This is a genomic window from Streptomyces sp. NPDC008092, from assembly GCF_042957285.1.
In the GTDB taxonomy this organism is placed as follows: Bacteria; Actinomycetota; Actinomycetes; order Streptomycetales; family Streptomycetaceae; genus Streptomyces.
Map to the genome: position 1 here is coordinate 52,608 of NZ_JBIBHY010000001.1, position 23,708 is coordinate 76,315.

At 71.2% G+C, this 23,708-nt stretch carries 16 protein-coding genes; 11 read left to right on the forward strand and 5 right to left on the reverse strand.

Features of this window, described 5'->3' with window-relative positions; genetic code table 11:
* Positions 1 to 9: 9 nt before the first annotated feature.
* A complete protein-coding gene (locus ACFZB3_RS00245) occupies positions 10 to 1,539 on the reverse strand; it encodes a UDP-N-acetylglucosamine 1-carboxyvinyltransferase (RefSeq protein WP_391367278.1) in 1,530 nt (509 codons plus the stop codon).
* 264 nt (positions 1,540 to 1,803) lie between these two features.
* Here ACFZB3_RS00245 and ACFZB3_RS00250 point away from each other — a divergent pair, with 264 nt between their 5' ends.
* The 4 genes from ACFZB3_RS00250 (at position 1,804) to ACFZB3_RS00265 (ending at position 3,493) form a co-directional block, all read left to right on the forward strand.
* Complete coding sequence (locus ACFZB3_RS00250; protein ID WP_391367281.1) at positions 1,804 to 1,965, forward strand: hypothetical protein; 162 nt, start codon at positions 1,804 to 1,806, stop codon at positions 1,963 to 1,965.
* Positions 1,966 to 2,072: 107 nt separating this feature from the next.
* Positions 2,073 to 2,276 (forward strand): hypothetical protein, encoded by a 204-nt coding sequence (locus ACFZB3_RS00255; protein WP_391367284.1) that lies wholly within the window; start codon positions 2,073 to 2,075, stop codon positions 2,274 to 2,276.
* Positions 2,269 to 3,213 (forward strand): hypothetical protein, encoded by a 945-nt coding sequence (locus tag ACFZB3_RS00260; protein WP_391367287.1) that lies wholly within the window; start codon positions 2,269 to 2,271, stop codon positions 3,211 to 3,213. Before ACFZB3_RS00255 ends, ACFZB3_RS00260 begins: the two co-directional genes overlap by 8 nt.
* Positions 3,200 to 3,493 carry a PqqD family peptide modification chaperone gene (locus ACFZB3_RS00265; RefSeq protein ID WP_391367290.1) on the forward strand — a complete coding sequence of 98 codons (294 nt, stop codon included), beginning with the start codon at positions 3,200 to 3,202 and terminating at the stop codon, positions 3,491 to 3,493. Before ACFZB3_RS00260 ends, ACFZB3_RS00265 begins: the two co-directional genes overlap by 14 nt.
* 77 nt (positions 3,494 to 3,570) lie before the next feature.
* Here the strand turns inward: ACFZB3_RS00265 and ACFZB3_RS00270 are convergent, their stop codons facing one another.
* Positions 3,571 to 4,923, reverse strand: a complete 1,353-nt coding sequence (locus ACFZB3_RS00270) for a LuxR C-terminal-related transcriptional regulator (protein ID WP_391367293.1) — start codon at positions 4,921 to 4,923, stop codon at positions 3,571 to 3,573.
* A gap of 146 nt (positions 4,924 to 5,069) precedes the next feature.
* Here ACFZB3_RS00270 and ACFZB3_RS00275 point away from each other — a divergent pair, with 146 nt between their 5' ends.
* The 4 genes from ACFZB3_RS00275 (at position 5,070) to acnA (ending at position 12,263) form a co-directional block, all read left to right on the forward strand.
* Positions 5,070 to 6,233, forward strand: a complete 1,164-nt coding sequence (locus ACFZB3_RS00275) for a hypothetical protein (protein ID WP_391367295.1) — start codon at positions 5,070 to 5,072, stop codon at positions 6,231 to 6,233.
* The gene (locus ACFZB3_RS00280) at positions 6,230 to 7,120 is read left to right on the forward strand and encodes a hypothetical protein (RefSeq protein ID WP_391367298.1); all 891 of its coding nucleotides are present in this window, start codon (positions 6,230 to 6,232) and stop codon (positions 7,118 to 7,120) included. The genes ACFZB3_RS00275 and ACFZB3_RS00280 overlap by 4 nt, the downstream gene beginning before the upstream one ends.
* A gap of 1,090 nt (positions 7,121 to 8,210) precedes the next feature.
* Positions 8,211 to 9,335, forward strand: coding sequence for a hypothetical protein (locus ACFZB3_RS00285; protein ID WP_391367301.1), 1,125 nt, complete (start codon positions 8,211 to 8,213; stop codon positions 9,333 to 9,335).
* Positions 9,336 to 9,548: 213 nt separating this feature from the next.
* Positions 9,549 to 12,263: an aconitate hydratase AcnA gene (gene acnA / locus ACFZB3_RS00290; RefSeq protein ID WP_391367304.1), complete on the forward strand. Its 2,715-nt coding sequence runs from the start codon at positions 9,549 to 9,551 to the stop codon at positions 12,261 to 12,263.
* A gap of 60 nt (positions 12,264 to 12,323) precedes the next feature.
* On the opposite strand, the gene ACFZB3_RS00295 is transcribed toward acnA, so the two are convergent.
* Both ACFZB3_RS00295 and ACFZB3_RS00300 read right to left on the reverse strand, forming a co-directional pair.
* On the reverse strand, positions 12,324 to 13,325 hold the full coding sequence (locus ACFZB3_RS00295; protein WP_391367307.1) for a helix-turn-helix transcriptional regulator: 1,002 nt from the start codon (positions 13,323 to 13,325) through the stop codon (positions 12,324 to 12,326).
* A 60-nt stretch (positions 13,326 to 13,385) separates the two neighbouring features.
* On the reverse strand, positions 13,386 to 17,069 hold the full coding sequence (locus ACFZB3_RS00300) for a S8 family serine peptidase (protein ID WP_391367310.1): 3,684 nt from the start codon (positions 17,067 to 17,069) through the stop codon (positions 13,386 to 13,388).
* A gap of 300 nt (positions 17,070 to 17,369) precedes the next feature.
* Between ACFZB3_RS00300 and ACFZB3_RS00305 the strand changes: the two genes are divergently transcribed.
* Together ACFZB3_RS00305 and ACFZB3_RS00310 are read left to right on the forward strand one after the other, a co-directional pair.
* The gene (locus ACFZB3_RS00305; RefSeq protein WP_391367313.1) at positions 17,370 to 18,095 is read left to right on the forward strand and encodes a winged helix-turn-helix domain-containing protein; all 726 of its coding nucleotides are present in this window, start codon (positions 17,370 to 17,372) and stop codon (positions 18,093 to 18,095) included.
* Positions 18,092 to 19,603 carry an ATP-binding protein gene (locus tag ACFZB3_RS00310; protein WP_391367316.1) on the forward strand — a complete coding sequence of 504 codons (1,512 nt, stop codon included), beginning with the start codon at positions 18,092 to 18,094 and terminating at the stop codon, positions 19,601 to 19,603. The genes ACFZB3_RS00305 and ACFZB3_RS00310 overlap by 4 nt, the downstream gene beginning before the upstream one ends.
* Positions 19,604 to 19,688: 85 nt before the next feature.
* Here ACFZB3_RS00310 and ACFZB3_RS00315 read toward each other — a convergent pair whose 3' ends face one another.
* Positions 19,689 to 21,956 (reverse strand): NEW3 domain-containing protein, encoded by a 2,268-nt coding sequence (locus ACFZB3_RS00315; protein ID WP_391367318.1) that lies wholly within the window; start codon positions 21,954 to 21,956, stop codon positions 19,689 to 19,691.
* A 375-nt stretch (positions 21,957 to 22,331) separates the two neighbouring features.
* Here ACFZB3_RS00315 and ACFZB3_RS00320 point away from each other — a divergent pair, with 375 nt between their 5' ends.
* Positions 22,332 to 23,423 (forward strand): lytic polysaccharide monooxygenase, encoded by a 1,092-nt coding sequence (locus ACFZB3_RS00320; protein WP_391367321.1) that lies wholly within the window; start codon positions 22,332 to 22,334, stop codon positions 23,421 to 23,423.
* Positions 23,424 to 23,708: the final 285 nt, after the last annotated feature.

A 23,708-nucleotide genomic window follows, 5' to 3' on the forward strand; every position in this document is an offset into this window, starting at 1 on the left:
ATCCGCGTATCAGATGTCCCGGAAGATCTCGATCTGTGCCCCGATCGAGTTCAGGCGTTCTGCGAGGTCCTCGTAACCGCGGTTGATGACGTACACGTTGCGCAGGACCGACGTGCCCTCGGCCGCCATCATCGCCAGCAGGACGACGACCGCGGGGCGCAGGGCCGGCGGGCACATCATCTCGGCGGCGCGCCAGCGGGTCGGGCCCTCGACCAGGACCCGGTGCGGGTCCAGGAGCTGGAGGCGGCCGCCGAGGCGGTTCAGGTCGGTCAGGTAGATCGCGCGGTTGTCGTAGACCCAGTCGTGGATGAGGGTCTTGCCCTGGGCGACCGCCGCGATGGCGGCGAAGAACGGGACGTTGTCGATGTTCAGGCCGGGGAAGGGCATCGGGTGGATCTTGTCGATCGGCGCCTCCAGCTTGGAGGGGCGGACCGTGAGGTCGATCAGGCGGGTACGGCCGTTGTCCGCGGAGTACTCGGGGCTGCGGTCGTGGTCGAGGCCCATCTCCTCCAGGACCGCGAGCTCGATCTCCAGGAACTCGATGGGGACGCGGCGGACCGTCAGTTCCGACTCGGTGACGACGGCCGCGGCCAGCAGGCTCATCGCCTCCACCGGGTCCTCGGAGGGGGAGTAGTCCACGTCCACGTCGATGTTCGGGACGCCGTGCACGGTCAGGGTCGTGGTGCCGATGCCCTCGACCTTGACGCCGAGCGCCTCCAGGAAGAAGCAGAGGTCCTGGACCATGTAGTTGGAGGAGGCGTTGCGGATGACGGTGACGCCGTCGTGCCGGGCGGCGGCCAGCAGCGCGTTCTCGGTCACCGTGTCGCCGCGCTCGGTCAGCACGATCGGGCGGTCGGGGCGGATCGCACGGTCGACCTGGGCGTGGTACTGCCCCTCGGTCGCGGCGATGTCCAGGCCGAACCGGCGCAGCGCGATCATGTGCGGCTCGATGGTCCGCGTGCCCAGGTCGCAGCCGCCGGCGTAGGGCAGCTTGAACTGGTCCATGCGGTGCAGCAGCGGGCCGAAGAACATGATGATCGAGCGGGTGCGTACGGCGGCCTCGGCGTCGATCGACGCCATGTCGAGGTCGGCGGGCGGCACCAGCTCAAGGTCGACGCCGTCGTTGATCCAGCGGGTGCGCACGCCGATGGAGTTGAGCACCTCCAGCAGGCGGTACACCTCCTCGATCCTGGCCACCCGGCGCAGCACCGTGCGCCCCTTGTTGAGCAGCGAGGCGCACAGCAGGGCCACGCACGCGTTCTTGCTGGTCTTCACGTCGATGGCGCCGGACAGCCGGCGGCCGCCGACCACCCGCAGATGCATCGGGCCCGCGTAGCCCAGTGAGACGATCTCGCTGTCCAGGGCCTCACCGATTCGAGCGATCATCTCAAGGCTGATGTTTTGGTTGCCGCGCTCGATGCGGTTGACAGCGCTCTGACTGGTGCCGAGCGCCTCCGCGAGCTGAGTCTGTGTCCAGCCGCGGTGTTGCCGGGCGTCACGGATGAGCTTGCCGATGCGTACGAGGTAGTCGTCTGCCATGAGGCCGAGGTTATCTCAGATATGAGATGCCGCCCGTCGGAGGGTCCGTTCGGGTGACGCCTTGTCAACGAGCCTGGCCGTTCGGCCCGTCGACCATGGTTCCGAATCGCACAAGGGCGGGGTGAGAGCGCGTCAAGACGGCTCCCAACGTTTGGTCAGGAATACCGCCGGCCGTTGTCCGGATGCCTTTCCTCCGTACGCTGGAGTGGTGCCCGGCACTCGGTACCGGCACGTGTCGTCAGGCTCAAGTCGGAGGTACGCGAAATGCCCCAGGCAGCCATTGAGAACGCTCAGCTCGTCGGAAATCTGGAAGTCCCGGAGATCACCCCGCTCGGCTCCCTCGACGCCGACCGCGGAACGACCGCCATGACGCCCGAGGGCGAGCACCCCAAGCCGTTCCTCGCGATCATCTACAACGGAATCTGATGCACGCTCCGCTGTACCGGAATCCGCCGCCGGCGGGCCGCACGGAGGTCTTCCGGCGGCGGTTCCCGGAATTCCCGCACTCTCACCGCACACAGTGGGGAGCGCATATGTCTCGGAGTATTTGGGTGGCGGAAGGCGTGGCGAGCGACGGTGACATCTACGGCCGCGCCCTGAGGATTCCGGACGGGAGCCCGGAGCCCGGCGCGGATGCCGCAGGGGGAGTGCGGCGGCAGGCGCCCACGGTCCTCAAGAGCCGTCTGGGCGACATCCCGACCTGCCCCTGCCTGGCCGCGCTGGTGCCCGATGCGTGACGGGCTGCTGGCCAACCTGGACGTGATCTTCGCAGGTCAGGAGGTGAGCATCCTGACCGATGAGCCCGGTCTCGCGGACTGGCTGGCCGCGCAGGGGGTGCCGGCGTCGACGTTCGGCTGCGTGCTGGACGGCCGTGCACCGGCGCCGTCACGAGCGGTCGCGGTACCGGTGGACTACGGCCGGCTGCCGTCCCGGCGGGCCCTGCGCGGCCTCTTCTCCGGGTCCAGTGTGCTGTGGATTCCGCTGGCCTCCTTCTCCGCCGACCCGCAGGCCGCCAGATACGCCCTGGAAAGGTTCGCCGAGATCGACATCCCGGGCTGTGTCGCGGCGAACCGGCGAATCATCTCCCAACTTCTCCTGGCCCGCGAAGAAGTACGGATGACCGGTCCCGGGACCGATCTCACCATCCGTCTTCCGGAACAACTCCAGCTCTCCAGCCGTACCCGTCCCGAACTCCTCCCGGACGAGCACTCCACCATCGGAAACTATTTCGAGGTGGCCATGTCGCCCACCGATCTGGCCGGCCGCGTCGACACCGACCTCACCGTTTCCGGAACCTTGCGAATAGATTCCGTACTCGTCGCCAAGCACCGAGAACTGAAAGGCGCCCGCGCCGGCCAATTCAGGGCCGCCGCCGAAATGGCGGAGGAGATGCGGAAATCCTGTCCGCTGTCCGTGGAGATCCGGGACAACCGGTTCGTCGACGGGTTCGGCCCCTTCGCCGACGGCATCCACGCCACGAGCGGGCCGGAGTACCGGGGCGCGGTCACCGAGGTCGCCGTCGGCACCGGTGTGCTCTCCGCCGACCGGGTGGACTGGGGCCTGAACTGCCTGCTCAACGAGGGTGCCGCGGGCGTCCATCTGGGGGTGGGCAACGGGCTGACCGGTATGCACTTCGACTTCATCTCGCGGGAGGCCCGGCTTGACACGCTCTGACCCGGTTTCCGACACGCCGGTGATCCGCCTTCCGGGTTCCGTGCACCTCCGTCCGGAGCCGGACGGCGGCGCACAGGTGATCGACGACACCACCTTCACCGCCGCCCGCGTCAACCGGGCGGCCCGCATCCTCCTGGAGGCGCTGCGCGAACCGTGCACCGAACAGGACCTGGTGACCACGCTCGCCACCGCAGCCGGCTGCTCCCCGGCCGAGGCCGCGACGCCGGTCGCCCGTCTTCTGGCCGACCTCACCGCCTACGGCTGGATCGAGCCCGCCTGAGACGAAGACCACGCGGACCCCGCGGCCGGCACCGACAGCGACAGCGACACCGGCAACGGCCACCCGGCCCGGCGCCCTCAGCCCGGTCCGGAGGCCTCCTTCCCGGCGGCCTCTCTCCCGGAGGCCTCCTTCCCGGCGGCGCGGCCCCGCGGACGTCTCCTGCCGTCCGTGGTCAGCGGGGGCTGGACCAGGCCGGGCAGGTAGTGGTGGAAGAAGACCTCTTCCATGAGTTCGCGGCGGCTGTGCACGTCCGCCTTGCGGAAGATCTTCTTGAGGTGGTCCTGGACGGTGTCCTCGGTGATCGCCAGCTCGTCCACGATCTCGGTGGTGGACCGGCCCACGAGCACCCGCTGGGCGATCTGGCGTTCGCGCGCCGAGAGGCCGTACGCGTCGAGCACGATCGCGGCGAGTTCGCCGGGCTGGCTGAGACCGACCGAGACGTACGTGTGCCCGGCGCCCGCGCCGGTCCCGCCCGCTTCGTCCTGACCGGTCGGCTCGCCGTCACCGGGAGCCGCCAGATGCGTGGCGTGCAGGGTGACCCAGTGGCCGCTGTGGGTCCGTACCCGGGAGCGGGTCGAGTGGACCGGGGCCGGTGACTCCCCGGTGTCCTTCCGGGTGTCCTCCCCGGAGTTCCCGTGCGCGGTGGTGCGGACCCTGGCCGCCACCGCCTGCAGGGCGAGCGGACCCGTCTCCTCGTCGGTCGGACGGCTCTCCTGGATCTGGCCGAGCCAGTGCCGCGCGGTCGGCGTGGCCTGCTGGATCCGCCCGTTCCGGTCGAGGATGACGAGACCGGGCGCGTCCGGGGTGTCGCCCAGGTCCGTGCCGCCCAGCAGGAACGCCTGGCGCAGCGCCCGCCCCGCCGGAGTGCTGAGCCGGGCCGCGAGCGCCACGTCGGCGGGCGAGAACGGCGTCGTGCCCCGGGCCCGGCAGAGCACCAGCAGACCCCAGCAGTGCCCCCGGTCCCGCAGCGCCACGCGCAGCTCGTCGGCGAGGCCCTCGGGGTGCAGGATGTCCCGGTAGTAGACGTTGTCCTCCAGCCGCCGGCCCGTGGACAGGCTCAGCAGACTGGCCGGCTCGGTACGGCGGGACAGCGCCCGGATGTTGTCGACGCCCGCCTGCTCGGCATGTTCGATCTCGAAGAGCCGGGGCATCACGCGTTCGGGGAAACCCTGTTCGTGGCGGCCGCCGGTGTCCAGCAGCGTCGCCGGATCGAGCAGCACCCCGCACCACACGTCGGCGGGCACCTGCCGGAGCAGGCACCGGGCGGCGGCGCCCAGCACCTCCAGGGCGGCGCCGGAGGCGGGCGCGGTGGCGAGCAGCCGGCGGGAGTGGCGCTCGAAGGCGTCCACCAGGTCGCCGGAACGGGCACGTAACGAACCGGAACGGCCCGCGGTGGGCTCTGGCCAGGGCTCTGCGGCGGGTCGAGGCATATCCGCAACTGTACGGATATCCCAGATGGTTGGGATGGGTTCCGGACGAACCGCCGCTTACGGTCGCCGTACCGCTCCACACGGGGGGTGTGCCGCGGGGCCCGTGTCCCCGCGACGCTGTTCCGCGTCACCGAACGAGGCACTGCATGGACACGATTCCTGTCACCGTGCTCGGGCCGTCCGGCTCGGGCAAGACCCTCTACCTGGCCAGCCTCTTCCGCCGGCTGGCCATCCAGCGGTCGGACACGGGGTTCTTCGTGAACGTCCCCGGCGCAGACAAGATCAGACTGAACAACATCTTCCGCGAGGTGACCTCCGGAGCGCCCGACGAGTGGCCCGACCCCAGCATGCAGGCGAACACCACGGAATGGACGTTCACGTGTTCGCTCCGGACCGAGGAGGGCGAGGTCTTCAGCCCCTTCGCACTCTCCTACCTCGACTATTCGGGCGCGTTCATGCAGATCGCGGACGCCTGGGAGAGCGAGGCGGGCCAGGCGGTCTGGGACCGGGTCAGGGCCTCCAGGTTCCTGCTGCTCCTCCTGGACGGCGAGAAGGTGCTCCGCCAGCTCGACGGCGAGCCCGGCCTCACCGACGAACTCATCGCGATCTTCAACGAGATCCAGCAGAGCGACGCCGCGGTGCACGTGGTCGTCACCAAGTGGGATCTGCTGCAGGCGGCCGGTCACACGCTGCGCAGCGTGCTCGACGGTCTGCTGGAGCATCCGGACTTCGCGGACTTCTACCTGGACCGGCTCAGCCGGAAGTCCGTCGGGACGTTCCGCTTCATCCCGGTGAGCGCGCTCGGCCAGGGGTACGCGGTCCTGGACCCCGCCTCCCGCACCATGGTCAAGCAGGTCAAGGCCGGCACGTACCCGAGGCCGTACAACGTCGAGATACCGTTCATGGCCGTCCTGGTGGACCTGGTCCGCGACGAGCTGCGGGCCTCGGCGCACCGGGCCGAGGGCGCGGGCCCGCTCCTTGAGCAGCATCGGCAGCGGCTGGTCCGGATGGACGGGTGGGACGGCAAACTGTCCTTGCTGCGCACGGTCCTGGGCGCCCGGCCCGCCCGCTCGCCCCTGCTGCGGACGATCCAGCAGGACGTCCTCGGCGCCGCGGAGGAGTACGGCAGGACCCGGATCGCCGAGCGCAGGCAGCAGGTCGAGCGGGAGATCGCCCAGGTGCGCGGACAGATGCTGCAGGCGCGTTCGGAGGACGAGGCGCTGACGCGCATGGCCGAGGTGTTCGACGCCGTGCTGGCCGAGTTCGAGGCCGTGCACCCGGGGTCGCGCGTGCTGAAGGAGGCCTCATGACCTTCGGAACGGACGGGCCGCCGACCGCTTCGGACCGGCCGGACGCCTGGCCCTTCGTCATCACCCGCACCGCCAGCCACGACTTCCAGGTGGTGGTCGCCCCCAGGTTCCTCGCCGACACCCGGACGCACGGACTGCTCACCAGCGTCGCGGGCGGCGAAGTCTCGGACGACAGCGCCTACTTGCGCGAGTACCGCGACCGGTCCGGGAACTCCCTGTGGCTGCTGTACCGGGTGGTCTACCTGACGGGAGCCGACGTCGGCCAGGACGTCGAGTACGTGCGCAACCACGGGCGCCGCACGCCACTGATGGAGGGCGTCGTCCGCCGGGACCGGCCGCGGACCGACGAGGCCACGCGGGAACTCTTCCAGCTCGTGCACGGCCTGTACGCGGACGTCGTCAAGGACTTCCACGACGCCGACTCCGACACCTTCGGGGTGCGTCCCGCCGACGAGGTCCGGGTGCCGGCGCGCGGAGCGCTGCTGCCCTGCGTCACCCAGGACACCTACCACTCGCAGAGGAGTATCCAGGCGGCCCTCTCGGGCCGCCCCCGATCGCCGGCCGCGCAGCCCGTCCCGGTGGCAACAGGCGGCGGACCCGCGCGCGTTCCCGTACCGCAGGACCACGGCGGGGCTCCTGCGGCTGGCGGGCACGACCCTGGACCAGGCCGGCCGGGGAGCCCGGAACCTGGGGGCCAGGGCCCACGCGGCCGCGGCGGCCCTCGAAGCCCGGGAGGCGCCGGCGGACCCGCGGTCGCGGGCGGCGGGCGGGCCGAGCCGGTCGTCGGACGGCCCGTGGACCGGGCGTGGAGCATCGTCGGCGCGCTGACGGTCACCGTACTGATCCTGTCCGCGGCCCTGCTGGTGGTGCTGCTGAGCTCGGTCTGACCCGGACCGGGCAGGAGCCGTGGGACGGAGGCGACCGGGGGTGAACGCGGCGGATTCCGATGGCCGGGACGGGGGCGGGGCACCGTCCGAGACGGTCCTGCTGGAGCACTGCCGTACGGCGGCGTCGGCGCGCCACCTGCTCGCGCTCGTGCCGGGCCTGCCCGGGCTGCTCCGGCCCTCCGTCGCGGACCGGCTCCGGGCCCGGGCGGAGCGGCTCGACGCGGCCGGGCGGCCCCGGGAGGCGCACGAGGCGTTCGTCCGCGCGGCGGTGCTCCGGCTGGCGGCCCGCGTGGGCCCGGAACGCGCCGCGGCCGCGCTCGAAGCGATCGCCTCGATCCTCGCGGAGGACGAGGGCCGCCGCCGGGAGACCGCCCTGGGCCGGCTCCGCGGCCTGCCTCCCGCGGAGAGCCAGGCCCTCTGGCAGGCCTTCCTCGCCCTCCTCCACCACGGGGCACGGACCGACCCGAACGGCACCGCGCCACGGGGGAAGCCAGAGGAGCCAGAGGAGCCAGAGGAGCCAGGGAGGTCGGGGAAGCCAGGGGAGCCGACGGGGGCGAGGGACGCGGCCGGGGAACCGCAGGGGAGTTCCCCGGCCGTACGGACACGGCCACCGGTGAGGCCACTGGAGGGTCCGCCACTGGCGGGGCCACTGCCCGCGGGTGCGTCACCGACAGGCGTGTCACCGACGGGTCCATCGCCTGCGGGTCCGTCTCTGGCGGGTCCGCCACTGGCGGGGCCACTGCCCGCCGGTGCGTCACCGGCAGGTGTGTCACCGACGGGTCCATCGCCTGCGGGTCCGTCTCTGGCGGGTCCATCGCCCGAGGGTGTGTCACCTGCGGGTCCACTGCCTGCGGGTCCGTCACCGGCGGGTCCGTCACTGGCGGGGCCTCTGTCTGCGGATCCGTTTCCGGCGGGGTGGTCAGCGGCGGGTCCATCGCCCGAGGGCGCGTCACCGGCGGGTCCACTGCCTGCGGGTCCGTCACCGGCTGGTCCACCGCTCGTTGGTCCGCCACCGGCAGGTCCATCGCCCGCGGGCTCGCCACCGGCATGCTCGCCACCGGCAGGCCCGCCACCGGCAAGCCCGCCGCCCGTGGGCTCCGCCGCACCACCGCCCACCGTCGACGCCCACTGGAAGGCGCTCGCCGCCGGGCACCGCGGTCTGGTCGTGGTCGATCCGGCGGTGCGTCCCGCCGAGTGGGAGGCCGTCGTCGACGGCCTGTGCACCGCGGTGGCCGCGCTCACCGCGCGCACCGCACTCCCCGTACCGCCGCCGCGCCGCGGCACGGCGTTCGTGCGCGATCCCGAAGTGCCGCTGGACGAGCGGCATCCCAGCACCGGACCGCTCCGCGAGAGCATCGCCCTGCTGACCTGGGCCGACCGTACGCGGGACGCCGAACTGGCCGACGCGGCACTCTCCTTCCTCACCGCGGTGGCCCGGACGGCGCACGACGCCTCCGCCGAGCAGCGGGGCTACGCCCGCTGGCACATCGGCCTGGCCCATGGCCTGCTCGCGGAGTCCCGCTCCGGCCACGCGGAGCGGGACCGCGTCGAGGCGGCGCTGACCGCGTACGGCGAGGCGCTCGCGACCGGATGCGGCGGAGCCGTCCGCGCCGCCGTCCTGACCTCGCAGGCCGCCATGCTCGTCCGGCGCACGACGGGCGAGCGGGGGGAGAACCTGGAGCGGGCGCTGTGCGCCGCGCGGGAGGCCGTACTCCTGTGGGACCGGCTCGCGGCGCCGGCCCAGCGGGCCAGGGCCCTGCTCGGTGCCGCGGCCGTGCACCTGGCCCTGCCGCCGGGGGACCCGGCCGAGCACGTGGCGGCCGCGTGCGAGGCGCTCGGCCGGGCGGTCGCCCTGCCGCCCGCACCCGCGGCGTGCGGCCCGGCCGCGTGGTCGCTGGCCGACTGGATCACCGCCGTCGACGAACTCGGCGCCGCCCTCGTGCTCCGCGGTGCCGCCGTCCCCGCCCGGGACGCCGACCGCGCGCTCGGTCTGCTGCGGGTGGCGCTCGCGGCGCGTCCCGCCGCGCCGGCCCCGGCCGCCCGCGCCGCCACCCTGCGCCGTCTCGGGCTCGCCGCCGCGGTCCGCCGGCTCCGGGCGGCCGACGACACCGAGCGGAACGCGCTCCGGGCCCAGGAGATCCGGTGGCTTCGGGAGGCGGCGGCACTCGACGGCAGGCCCGGCCGACCAGGGCAGCCGTGGGCCGGCGGCCGGTGACGGCGGCGCGGCGGCGCACAACACAGCGGGTCCGGGCATGACCAACCCGCGCCCGTGTACTAGAGTTATCTCGACATCGAGATATCTGCCCGGGCGCACCTAAGCCGCCACTCTGGTAAGGCATGCCTAACTTAGCCTGACCTTACTGGATCGGCCAAGTCGGCGTGGCGGCACGATGACGGTGGTACGCGCACATCAATGAAGGAGACTGTCGTGTCGGCGAACAGCTTCGACGCCCGCAGCACGCTGCAGGTGGGCGACGAGTCGTACGAGATCTTCCGGCTGGACAAGGTGGAAGGCTCGGCTCGCCTTCCGTACAGCCTGAAGGTGCTGCTGGAGAACCTGCTCCGCACGGAGGACGGCGCGAACATCACCGCCGACCACATCCGCGCCCTCGGCGGCTGGGACTCGCAGGCCCAGCCCAGCCAGGAGATCCAGTTCACGCCGGCCCGCGTGATCATGCAGGACTTCACCGGCGTGCCCTGTGTCGTGGACCTCGCCACCATGCGTGAGGCCGTGAAGGAGCTGGGCGGCGACCCGGCGAAGATCAACCCGCTGGCCCCGGCCGAGCTGGTCATCGACCACTCCGTCATCGCCGACAAGTTCGGCACCAACGACGCCTTCAAGCAGAACGTCGAGCTGGAGTACGGCCGCAACAAGGAGCGCTACCAGTTCCTGCGCTGGGGCCAGACCGCCTTCGACGAGTTCAAGGTCGTCCCCCCGGGCACCGGCATCGTCCACCAGGTGAACATCGAGCACCTCGCGCGGACCGTCATGGTGCGCAACGGGCAGGCCTACCCGGACACCCTGGTCGGCACCGACTCGCACACCACCATGGTCAACGGCCTCGGCGTGCTCGGCTGGGGCGTCGGCGGCATCGAGGCCGAGGCCGCGATGCTCGGCCAGCCGGTCTCCATGCTCATCCCGCGCGTCGTCGGCTTCAAGCTGACCGGTGAGCTGAAGCCGGGCACGACCGCCACGGACCTCGTCCTCACCATCACCGAGATGCTGCGCAAGCACGGCGTCGTCGGCAAGTTCGTCGAGTTCTACGGCGAGGGTGTGGCGGCCACGAGCCTCGCCAACCGCGCCACCATCGGCAACATGTCGCCGGAGTTCGGCTCCACCGCCGCGATCTTCCCGATCGACGACGAGACCCTGAACTACCTGCGTCTGACCGGCCGCGACGCCCAGCAGGTCGCGCTCGTCGAGGCGTACGCCAAGGAGCAGGGCCTCTGGCTGGACCCGAAGGCCGAGCCCGACTTCTCCGAGAAGCTGGAGCTGGACCTCGCCACCGTCGTCCCCTCCATCGCCGGCCCGAAGCGCCCGCAGGACCGTATCGTCCTCGCCAACGCCGCCGAGCAGTTCAAGACGGACGTCCGCAACTACGTGGACACCGCCGACGAGGCGGGCAAGGAGTCCTTCCCGGCCTCCGACGCCCCGGCGTCCTCCAACGGCGTCCCGACCAACCCGGTCACCGTCACCGCCCCCGACGGCACCACGTACGAGATCGACCACGGCGCGGTCACCGTCGCGGCCATCACCTCCTGCACCAACACCTCGAACCCGTACGTCATGGTCGCCGCCGCCCTGGTGGCCAAGAAGGCGGTCGAGAAGGGCCTGACCCGCAAGCCGTGGGTCAAGACCACCCTCGCCCCGGGCTCCAAGGTCGTCACCGACTACTTCGAGAAGGCGGGCCTGACCCCCTACCTCGACAAGGTCGGCTTCAACCTGGTCGGTTACGGCTGCACCACCTGCATCGGCAACTCCGGCCCGCTGCCGGAGGAGGTCTCCAAGGCGGTCAACGACCACGACCTGGCCGTGACCTCGGTCCTCTCGGGCAACCGCAACTTCGAGGGCCGGATCAACCCCGACGTCAAGATGAACTACCTGGCCTCCCCGCCGCTGGTGGTCGCCTACGCGCTCGCGGGCTCCATGAAGGTGGACATCACCAAGGACGCCCTCGGCACCGACCAGGACGGCAAGCCGGTCTACCTGTCGGACATCTGGCCGACCGAGGCCGAGGTCAACGACGTCGTCGCCAACGCGATCGGCGAGGACATGTTCAACAAGTCCTACGCCGACGTCTTCGCCGGTGACGCCCAGTGGCAGTCCCTCCCGGTCCCGACCGGCAACACCTTCGAGTGGGACGCCGAGTCGACCTATGTCCGCAAGCCCCCTTACTTCGAGGGCATGCAGCACGAGCCGTCCCCGGTCACCGACATCGCCGGCGCCCGCGTCCTCGCCAAGCTCGGCGACTCGGTGACGACGGACCACATCTCCCCGGCCGGTGCCATCAAGGCCGACACCCCGGCCGGCAAGTACCTCACCGAGCACGGTGTGGAGCGTCGTGACTTCAACAGCTACGGCTCCCGCCGAGGCAACCACGAGGTCATGATCCGCGGTACGTTCGCCAACATCCGCCTGCGCAACCAGATCGCGCCGGGGACGGAAGGCGGCTACACCCGCGACTTCACCCAGGCCGACGCGCCGGTGGCGTTCATCTACGACGCCTCCCGCAACTACATCGAGCAGGGCATCCCGCTGGTCGTCCTGGCCGGCAAGGAGTACGGCTCCGGCTCGTCCCGCGACTGGGCCGCCAAGGGCACCGCGCTGCTCGGCGTGAAGGCCGTCATCGCCGAGTCCTACGAGCGCATCCACCGCTCGAACCTGATCGGCATGGGCGTGCTGCCGCTGCAGTTCCCGGAGGGCGCCACCGCCGAGTCCCTCGGCCTGACCGGCGAGGAGACCTTCTCCTTCACCGGCGTCGAGGAGCTGAACAACGGCACCACCCCGCGCACGGTGAAGGTCACCACCGACACGGGCGTCGAGTTCGACGCGGTCGTCCGCATCGACACCCCCGGTGAGGCCGACTACTACCGCAACGGCGGCATCATGCAGTACGTGCTGCGCAGCCTGATCCGCAAGTAGGCGCAAGAGGTCCCTGAGGGCCGCATCCCCGGTGACGGGGGTGCGGCCCGCCTCGTTCCGCTACAGCCAGCCGCGCTGGGCGGCCCGCAGCCCCAGCTGGAACCGGCTCGCCGCCCCGAACCGTTCCTGCAGGTCGCTCACCCGCCGCCGCAGGGTGCGCAGGCTCACCCCCAGATGGCGGGCCACCGCCTCGTCCTTCATCCCGGCCGCCAGCAGCCGCGTCAACGTCTGCTCGTCCTCGGAGAGTTCGCCGCCCACTTCGGGCCGGCCGAGCGGAGTCGCCTGCTGCCAGGCCAGTTCGAAGAGCTTCTGCAGGGCCTCGGTGACCGCCGAGTGCCAGACGACGACGGCGCAGTAGCCGCCCGCCGCGGACGAGGTCAGCGGGAGCATCGCCCGGCGTCCGTCGACCACCAGCAGCTTGAGCGGCACGGACGGCAACACCCGGGCCTGCTCGCCGAGTTCGACCATGTTCCGGACGCGGGACAGTGCGCTCGGATCCTCCAGGTCGCTCGCCGCGTAGAGGCCGCGTGAGACGATCCCGCGCTTCAGCAGATCGGCCTGCAGGTCCGCCTGCGGTGCGGGCGGGGCGAGGTACGGCGGGGTGTCGAAGAGGCACACCTCGTGCTCGGCGCGGGCGTACATCTCCTCCAGGCGGGCCGCGATGGCGCCCTCGCCGGAGGCGACCTCGATCAGCCGGGACGGCTCCTCGCGCAGCAGCCCGGCCTCGTACGCCGTGGCCATCTCCTCGGCGGTGGCGGCGAGCAGTTCGGACTCCGTCTCGCGCCGCCGGATCAGCGCACGGATCGCCACCCGCGGGTCGACCGCGCGCAACCCGCCCATGGAGTCCGGCGGCTGGAGCAGCCCCAGGGCGAGCAGCCGGTTGCAGGCCTCGCGCAGCTGGGCCGGGGTCGCCCTGGTCAGCAGCGCCCAGCCGGCCGCTCCCGCGTCGGGCTGATGCAGGATCGACTGGTACACCACCTCGTCGAAGGCGGAGACCCCCACCGCGGCCCAGGGGCTCGCGGCAGGGGTCTGTCGTGCCGGATCTTGTGCCCTGTTCACCATGGCTCGCCACGGTAGAGGGTCTTTGTTAAGGATCCTTACCGTGGCTCGTCGGGGCGTTGCTCACTTCAGGCCGAACGCCCGCAGCACGGTCTGGTCGATCCCGTCGCCGTCCCCGTCCGTGGCCCGCACCCGCAGCGACACCGTCTCGGCACCCTTCTCCGGCCGGAACCGCGCGGTGCCCTTCTTGACCTTCACTTCCTTCCAGGACGTGCCGTTGTCGTAGGAGACCCAGGCCTGCAGACTGGTCGCCCGCACGCTCCCGAGCTGGTTCGCGACCGGCAGCGCGATCTTCACCGTGTGCCCGCGGTCGGCCCGGTTGAGCAGGTCCAGGCCCTTCGGGCTGATGCCGACGGTGAGCAGCGGCAGCGCCGTCTTGGTGTCGGTGTGCGCCGAGGGGAAGGTCCACTCGGTGTGCGTGCTCGTCGAGTACCTGGCCCACGCCGCCCTGCGCTGCACGTCCAGTTCGAAGCGGTAGGCGGCCCGGTCCGCCGCCACGTCGAAGGTGCCGTATCCGCCGAGCGTGGAGTCGCCGACCAGTTGCCCGTCCGCGTAGAGCTTGCCCTTCGCGGTGTTGTCGATGCCGTCGATGGCTCCGTAGTGGCCCGGCGTCGAGTCGGTCAACTCCGGCACCCGGAAGGTGAGTCTGTCGCCGTCACGCGCGGAGAGCCCGTACTCCGTGCTGCTGCCCGGCCGGACGACCTGGCGCAGCCAGTCCTCGGTGGGCTCGGTTCCGGGCTCGGTGAAGGTGCGCAGCGGGCTCCACTCGCCCTTGAGCGTGTCCCACTTCGGATAGACGACGTGCCAGGTACGGGTGTCCGGGTCGACGTAGTAGTACTCGTCGCGCTCCGTGCCCAACCGCGTCGGCACGCTGGTCTCGATGCCGAAGCGCTGCCAGGGCCGGAAGGTGTACAGGGTGTCCGCGCCCATGTCGTCGGCCGTGGCACCGTAGTAACGCGCCTTCCCCTTCACCGTGTCGGACTTGTCCAGGCGGTAGGTCTGGTCCGCGGTGATGGCACCGCTCTGCGCGGCGAGCAGGTTGTAGACGTAGGGGCTGGTCGGCGTGGAGTCCAGCTTCAGCTTGACCTTCTTGCCGGTCTTCAGCAGGCTGCCGAGCGCGGCGCCCTGCTCGCCGGTGGCGATCATCAGCGGGACGGTGGTCGCCCGGTCCACCGCCTCGATCCAGAAGCCCGGGGTCTTGCGGTAGGCGATCAGGTAACCTGCCCCGGCCTTGGTCGCGTTGTCCAGGGCGGACTGCGCCCGCTCCGTGGCGCCGAGCGCGACCACCGCCACCTTGCCCTTCACGTCGAGCCCCGCGAAGTCGGCCTCGGTACCGCCGCCCGCGTCCACCGCCTGGACCGTGTGCTCACCGCTGAACTTCAACGGGAAGTCCTCGTAGGTCTGGCAGTAGTAGAGCGAGGAGAGCGACGTCTTCTGCGAACCGGTGACGCTCGCCGTCAACTCCTTCGCGTACAGGCGGAACTTGGCGTAGAAGCTCAGAGTGCCCTCGGTGACCTGCTGGGTCGGCGCCACGTAGACGTGATCGGTCCAGAAGCCCTGGCTGTAGGTGAGCCCCCAGGCGCTGCCCGGCCCGCTGCGGTACCAGTTGGTGCTGAAGCCCTGGAACTCGGAGTCCTCCTTGGTCTTCGGTTTGATCTCCACCGCCTTGCGGGCGTCGAGCACCACCGCGGTGTCCCCGTCGACCTTGATCTCCGGGTTGCCGACGATCGACGTGCCCACGGCCAGACCGCCCGCGTCCCGGTCCGGGATCCAGGTCGCGATGGAGTAGGTGCCGGCCGGCACCCGCCAGGTCCAGCCGGAGCCGATGAAGCCGTACTCGTCGGGGTAGGCGCCGTTCAGCTCCTGGAGCGTGTAGATCGACGCCCCGGCGGACGGGTTGCCCTCGCGGTCCACGATCGAGAGCTTGAGGTCGTACGTCTTCGGCGCCCTCTCGAAGCCGACGCCCGTGGTGACCTGGACGCCGTCGGCACTCGCCGTGACATGGCCGGTGTAGCGGCCCTTGGCCTCCTGCGCCGGGTCGACGGTGACCGGGAGCGTGGCGGTGCCGTGCGCGGGCACGGTCAGCGCGTCGGCGCCCAGCGTGAGGTCGGCGAGCGACGACGAGATCTTCAACTCCACCGCCTTGTCGGTGGTGTTGGTGTACGTGATGTCCTTCTCGACGGCCCCGGTGTCGCCGTCCTCGAACTCGCCGAAGCTCAGCGCCGAGGTCGCGAAGACGTCCTGCTCGACCGCCCGTACCGCGTCGACCCGGCCGTCGCCCTGCTCGAACACGGAGTCGTCGGGGTTCGTCTTCGCGGTGCTGGCGAGGGCCTCCTTGATCTGCTCGCCCGTCCAGTCCGGATGCGCCTCGGCGACCAGTGCCGCGGTGCCCGCGACATGCGGGGTGGCCATCGACGTACCGCTCGCCGTCGTGTAGTAGTCGTCGACCGGCGTACTGCCCGGCATGCTGGTGCCCGCGGCGCGGGCCGCCGTGATGTTCACGCCCGGTGCGGTGATCTCCGGCTTGACCGCGTAGTCGCCGATGCGCGGACCCCGGCTGGAGAACGAGGCCAGCTGGTCCGACTTGTCGACGGCGCCCACCGTCAGCGCGGAGTCGGCGATGCCCGGGGTGCCCACGGTCTGCTCGCCCGGTCCCGCGTTGCCCGCCGCGATCACGAACAGCGTGCCGGTGGCCGCGGACAGGTCGTCGACGGTCTCGCTGAGCACGTCGGAGGGGCCGGACGCCGTACCGCCCAGGGACATGGAGACGATCTTCGCGCCGGAGTGCGCCGCCCACTCCATGCCCGCGATGATCCAGGAGGCCTGACCGCTGCCCGTGTTGTCCAGCACCTTGCCGACCAGCAGCCGGGCGCCCGGGGCCACCCCCTTGTACCGGCCGCCCGAGGCCGCGCCCGAGCCGACGATCGTGGACGCCACATGGGTGCCGTGGCCGAAGCCGTCCTGCACGGTCTCGTCCGGTACGAAGCTCGCCGAGTCCGCGATCTTCCCGGCCAGGTCCGGGTGCCCGAGGTCCACGCCGGTGTCCAGGACCGCGACCTCGACGCCCGTGCCGTCGTATCCGGCCTTCCACACCTCGGGCGCGCCGATCTGCGGCACGCTCACGTCGAGGGACGCCTTCACCCTGGCGTCCAGCCAGATCTTGTCGATGCCGTCACCGAGCCGCTTCGCGGCCTTCGCGGTGGGCGCGGTGCCGAGCGGCGGGGCGATGTCCGACCAGAACGCGCTCGACTTCCTCGCACTGAGCGCCGCACCGTCGATCCCGGGCAGCGCCAGCGTCCGGCGCGCGCCCTCGGGGGTCTCGGCGCCCTTGCCGTACGTCGCGATGACCGGGGTGCTGGCGGTCTTCGCGTCCGTGTACCCCTGTGCGACCAGCTCGGAGACGTTGAACAGGGCCGGGTCGAGGCGGCCCGCCTTGATCAGCGGGATGGCGTCCGCCGGCAGGACGCTGATCTCGCCGTCCTTCTCGCTCGACAGGAAGGTGGCGGCCTCGCGGCCCTTGCCGCGCCGGACGTCGACGGCGTTCTTGCCGTCCGGTCCGACGGTGAGGGTCACCGTGTCGCCGGTGATGAGGGTGACGGTCTGCGGCGGGGTGCCGGTGCTCGGACCCGTGAGGGGTGTGACGGGTGTGGTGACCGTGGACCCCGGAGCGGCTGTCGCGGGCGTGAGCGCCCCCGCGAGCAGTCCGGCCGCTCCTGCCACGGCCCACAGGGCGTGGAGTCTTCGCATGGGTGGACGTCCTCCCCTGAACGTGGAAACACTTCCGCCCGGTAAGCGGAAGCCAGAGATCAGAGTGGGCGCCGGGCCGACGGCGGCTCAAGGGATCACGGTGGCCGGAGCGTGCCAATGCCCGCTTCGGTCAAGGGAGTTGGCGCAAACGCCGCGCCCGGGCGGACCCGGTCGCGACCGGTCGCCCCGGTTGCCCCCGGTCCTGGCGTCCGCATTCCGGCCCCCGTACCCGTCCTGTCCCACGGCTTCGGCTCAGTGGGAACACAGCATTCCCCCAGCAAACCGGCACAGACTTGCTACATGTCTGCCACCGCAGGGGCCCGAACCGGCCGAGTCCGCGTCCTGATCGTCGACGACGAGCCCGGCCTCACCGAGCTGCTCTCCGCCGCCGTCGCCGACGCGGGCTGGCGCCCCTACCCCGCGCTCGACGGGCAGAGCGCCCTGCGGCTGGCCCGCGGCTGCGCCCCGCACGCGGTGGTGCTCGACGGGATGCTGCCCGACCTCGACGGCCTCCAGGTACTGCGCAGACTCCGCTACGAGATGCCGAGGCTCCCCGTCCTGATGCTCACCGCCCGCGACGCCATCGAACACCGCATCGACGGCCTGGAGGCCGGCGCCGACGACTACGTCACCAAGCCGTTCTCCCTGGAGGAGGTCGTGCTGCGGCTGCGCGGACTGCTGCGCCGGGCCGGCAGCGAACAGCCCCCGGCCGACGACTCGGTACGCGTCCTCGGCGACCTGGTGCTGAGCGGCGAGTCCCGCGAGGTGCAGCGGGCCGGCACCCCGATCAGGCTCACCGCCAAGGAGTTCGACCTGCTCAGCCTGCTCCTGGACCATCCGCGCCAGGTGCTCAGCAAGGCGCAGATCCTCGACCACGTCTGGAGCACCTCCTTCGACGGCGGCGGCAACCTCGTCGAGGTCTACATCTCCAGCCTGCGCCGCAAGATCGACCGGGGCCGCGCGCCGATGATCCACACCGTGCGCGGCATGGGCTACGTCGTACGACCGGTGGAGGACGGCAGATGACCGCCCGGCTGCGGAGCCGGTCGCTGCGCACGCGGCTGCTCGTCTTCATCACCGCCGTCCTGGTCTGCGTGTGCGCCGCGATGGCCCTGACCACGGTGTTCGCCCAACGCGCCTACCTGATGGGCAATCTGGACAACCAGGTCAGCGACGCGGCCGAGCGCGGCGTCGGCGGCGCCGCCCTGCATCCGGACCTCACCCGCGACCTGACCTTCCTCAACGAGAGCGGTCACCCGGCCGGCATGCTCGCCGCCCGCCTGGACGCCGAGGGCAACATCATCAACGCGGCCGTCGTCAGCCAGGACGCACCCCCGCGCTCCCTCGACACGGCCCAGACCAGTGCCCTCAAGGGCCTCGCCCAGGACGGCTCCACCCACACCCGCCAGGTCCCCGGCCTCGGCACCTACCGCGTCACCGCCCTGAACGCGAGCGGCGTCCGGGTCCTGGCCGGGCTCCCCATGGACGACGTACTGGACACCATCAGCGGCCTGGTCGAGGTCGAGACCGTGGTCGCCGTCGTCGGCCTCACGATCGCGGGCTGCGTGTGCGCGGTGGTGATACGACGCCAGCTGCGCCCCCTCGGCCGGGTCGCCGCCACCGCCGTCGAGGTCTCCCACGCGCCGCTCGGCCGGGGCCAGGTGACCGGCCTGACCCGGGTGCCCGAGCGGGACACCGACCCCGGCAGCGAGGCCGGGCAGGTCGGCGCCGCCCTCAACCGCATGATCGACCATGTCGAGGCGTCCCTGGCCGAACGCCAGCGCAGCGAGGAACAGGTGCGCCGCAGCGAGGAGCGGATGCGCCGCTTCCTCGCCGACGCCAGCCACGAACTGCGCACCCCGCTCGCCTCGATCGCCGGGTACGCCGAGCTGATGAACCGCGGCACGGACCGCATCGAACCCGGCCTGGCCTGGCGCCGGGTCAACGCCGAGTCGGCCCGGATGCGCAGCCTGGTGGAGGACCTGCTGCTGCTGGCCCGCCTCGACGAGGGCCGCCCGCTGCAGTCCGCCGAGGTGGACATGGCCGCGCTGGTCGCGGAGGCGGTGTGGGACGCGCGGGCTGCCGGCGCCGGCCATGTCTGGCGGCTGGAACTCGACCTCGACGGCCCGTCGCTGGTGCTGGGCGACGAGGCCCGCCTGCACCAGGTGGTGGCCAACCTGATGGCCAACGCCCGGGTGCACACCCCCGCGGGCACGACGGTGACCGCGACCGTCGAGTCCACCCGCACCACCTGCGTGATCCGGGTCCGGGACGACGGCCCCGGCATCCCGCCCGCCCTCCTGCCGACCGTCTTCGAACGCTTCACCCGGGCCGACACCTCCCGCACCCGCGCCGGCGTCCTGGAGGGCGGCTCGGGCCTGGGCCTCGCGATCGCCTCGGCCATCACCGCGGCCCACGGCGGCCGCCTCGACGTGGACAGCGTCCCGGGCCGCACGGAGTTCACCCTGGAACTCCCGGTCACCGACCTCCCGCCGACCGGAACGGCGATCGGCGCCCGCACGGCACCCGTGTAGCCGGGCACCGTGCGGGCGGACACCGGGATCGCCCGGACCGCTGGGGATCCGACCGCTGGGGATCGGACCGCTCGGGATCGGACCGCTAGGGAGTGGTCGTGAACGTGTCGAAGTCGGCCTCGCCCGTGGTGCCCGAGGCGTGCGAGGTCTGGGTGAGGCCGACGTCCTGGGTGGCCGCGGCGGTCGGGACGGTGACGGTGCCGACCAGGTTCCAGGTGGTGTCGTCGGTGGAGTAGTAACCGCTGTACGTGGTGCCGTCGCGGACCAGCTTCAGCCACGAGGGGTAGGCGGCGGTGCCGGTGGAGTCCTGGGAGTCCAGCTTTCCGTCGCCGTCGCTGTCCCAGTCGAGGAGGTAGCCGTTGGAGGGGGTCGCGACCAGGGCCAGGTAGCCGGCGGAGCTGTCGGACTGGGTGATGTCGTTGCGGACCATGATCCCGGCCTTCGCCCAGACGCTCGTGTTCGACTGGGAGTCGAGCTTCACGGTGGTCACGGAACCGTCGTGCTCGGCCCCCGGCAGATAGACCGTGCCGTATTCGTTGGTGCCGTTGTACAGGTCGGCGCCCTGGGCCCGGATCCCGAGCCGGCTGCCGGACTCGCTGAAGCTCGCCGTGGTGGAGGCGAACGTCCGGTACGGGGCCGTCACCTGGTGGTTGACGGTGATCGTGTCACCGGCGGTGAGCCTGGCCCTCGCACCCGGCCGGAAGCGGTAGACGGCCGTCCCCCGGAAGTCGCTGGAGGCGAAGAGTTCCGCCGAGGGCGGGATGGCGACGGAGTAGGTGGCCTTCAGCGCGTGGCCGCCCCGGATCGTCCGGGCCGACGTCGGGGACTTCGTGGTGATCTTCGTGCCGGACGGCCCGGTGAGGGTCAGAGCGGTGTCGGTGACCGGCCGCGACCCGTTGTCGGACAGGACCGCGGTCACGGTGCGCGTGGTGCTGTCGCTCGACGCGGGGGCCCAGTTCAGCGCCAGCGAGACGTCCGGAGCCGCACCGGCCACCGGGTGGCGGCTGGGGTGCACCCGGTACAGGACCACACCGTGCGGCGGCACGTTCGCCGCGATCCGGCCGGCGGACTCGGTCAGCCGCTGGTTCCACAGGTCCCGCAGGGCGTAGTCGCGTGCCGCGGGCAGACCCAGCGCGGCCGCGGTCGTGGCGACCTCCCGGGGAGCCGAACCGGTGTTGAACAGACCGACGACCACGTCACCGTCGCGCTCGGTCTTGGCGAACACCTGGGAGTTCGCGTCCGAGGAGATCCGCCGGGCGTCGATGCCGTCCTGGTCGACCGCGAGCACGTCGGTGTTCTTCAGCAGGGCGAGGTCGGCGGGGTCGAGGTGGGTGAGGTCGGTGCCGAGGATCAGCGGGGAGGCGGCCAGCGACCACAGGCTCATCTGCGTCCTGCGCTCGTCGGGGGTCAGGCCGTTGTGGTCGCCGTTGCCGATCTCCAGGGAGTCGTAGTCGTTGTACCCGCCGGGACCGCCGTACGGGGCCCACGCGGCGACCTGGTCGAACCGGGAGGCGACCGAGGCCCAGGTGGTCAGCGGATAGCTGCTGTCGTCCGGCCCGCAGTAGCACTCGATGTCGCCGCCGGTGCGCCAGCCGTTGGACAGCTTGTCCCAGGTGGCCGCGTTGTTGATGTCGAGGTTGTTGGACAGTTCCAGATGGATGGGCCGGCCGGTGTGCTTCAGCGCGTCCGACCAGGCCTGGACGTCCTGTTGGTCCCAGGTGCCGACTCCGTCGATCTTGAGGTAGTCGATGCCCCAGCCGGCGAACTGCCCGGCCCAGGAGTCGATGAACGCCTGCGCACCGGGCTTGGTGTAGTCGATGCCCACCATGCCACCGCAGTTGTAGTTGTTCTCCGAGGTCGTCGTGGCGATGTCCCGGGCGTGGTACGGGGTTCCCTGGATCGCGGTGTTCTGCGCGACCGCCTGCTGGGAGATGCCGGGAGTGACGTACAGGCCGAACTTCAGCCCGAGGGCGTGGACATGATCGGCCACCACCTGGACGCCGTTCTCACCGCCCCGGGGCGGGAACTTGGCGGGGTCGGTGACCCAGCGGCCGTACTGGTCGACGTCCGGCCCCTGGCTGCCCGGGCACTGGTACCAGAAGTCGTCGACGTTGGCGTAGACGAACCCGTTCTTCGCGAGCCCGCTGTCCTTGAGCGCCTTCGCCTGCGCTTCTATGGTCTGTGCGGTCGGGTTGCGGCGGACGAAGCTCCAACTGCTCCATCCGAGCACGGGTTTGAGCCCGACACCGTTGTCATCGGCCAGTGCGGACCCCGCTCCCGCACCGGTGATCCCCGTGGCGAGCAGCAGCGCTCCGGTGAACGCGGCCAGCAGGCCGCGGATCTGTCTTCTCATGAGTTCTTCCTCCATCGCAGCGCCCTGACAGCGCGACGGTCGGTATCGGAAGGCCAATGGCTCAGAAACCGTCAAGAACCAACCTCATGGCCGCGTCAAGTGAACATGACCGAACTCCAGTCACCACATAGCGCGGTTGGCCAAAAAAGGGTCAAGCCTGTGCGCCCACTGTGGTGACCCGGCTGTCCGATTTCGTCGGCCGTCCACCGTTTACAGCCGCCCCCGACCGCGCTAGCTTCACAGGGGAGTGGGGTGGGAGCGCTCCCATTGGCTTCGGCGGACCGGAACCCGTCGACGCGCCGGGCTCGCTTCCACCCCGCACTCGTCCCCGTGACCCGTGCACGGCCACCCACCCCACACAGAGGTAGATCTGTCATGCCTATGACAAACAGGCAACTCCTCTCCCGTCTCCCCCGATTACCCCGCCCCGCCAGGGGCCGAGCCCTGTTCCTCACCCTCCTCGCCGTCCTCACCACGGTCCCCGCCCTGGCCCTGATCCTGGCCGCCGGCACCCCGGCCCAGGCGCACGGCACCCCGATGAAACCCGGCAGCCGTACCTTCCTGTGCTGGCAGGACGCGCTCACCGACACCGGGGAGATCAAGCCCGTCAACCCCGCCTGCAAGGCGGCCCAGCAGGTCAGCGGGACCACGCCGTTCTACAACTGGTTCTCCGTGCTCCGCTCGGACGGCGCCGGCCGCACCCGCGGCTTCGTGCCCGACGGGCAGCTGTGCAGCGGCGGCAACCCCAACTTCACCGGCTTCGACCTGCCCCGCGACGACTGGCCGGTCACGCATCTCACCTCCGGCGCGACCGTCGACTTCTCCTACAACGCCTGGGCGGCGCACCCGGGTTGGTTCTACGTCTACGTCACCAAGGACGGCTACGACCCGACCCAACCGCTCACCTGGGACGACATGGAGAACACGCCGTTCCTGACCGTCGACCACCCGCCGCTCAATGGCACCCCGGGCACGGTCGAGGCCAACTACTCCTGGACCGGGCAGCTTCCGGCCAACAAGAGCGGGCGGCACATCATCTACATGGTGTGGCAGCGCTCGGACAGCACGGAGACCTTCTACTCCTGCTCGGACGTCGTCTTCGACGGCGGCAACGGCGAGGTCACCGGCATCCACGACCCGGGCAACCCCACCGAACCCCCGCCCGGCACCTGCACCGCCACCCGGACCACGACCAACAGCTGGCCCGGCGGCTACCAGTCCGAGGTCACCGTCACCAACAGCGGTGACGTCCCGATGCTCGGCTGGATGGTCGACTGGACGCTCCCCGGCGGACAGTCGGTGGCCAGCCTCTGGAACGGCAACGCCACCTACAGCGGACAGGACGTGATGGTCCACAACGCCGACTGGAACGGCTCGCTCAGTCCCGGACAGAGCACGACGTTCGGCTACGTCGTCCAGGGCGACGGCGGGGACAGTACAACCGGCCTGCCGTGTCAGGTCGGTTGACGTACGCGCTCCGCTCTGGGCGGACCCGGTGTCGGTGCACACCGGGTCCGCGAGCCGGGCAGGCGAGGGGGGGTGGGTGGGCCTGTCCGGGTGGGAGTTGCTCGAAATGCCTCTTGAGCGCCTTGCTGTGCGCCTTGCTGTGCGGCTTGTGTCGACGCCACGGCGGGCGACAACGTTGTCTCATGTTTTGTACATGACTTTACCGTCTCAACCGACAACGATGTCAAGGCATTTCGGATCGCCCGACCGGGTGAACCGGTCCGATGGCCTGCGGGGAATTCGCGG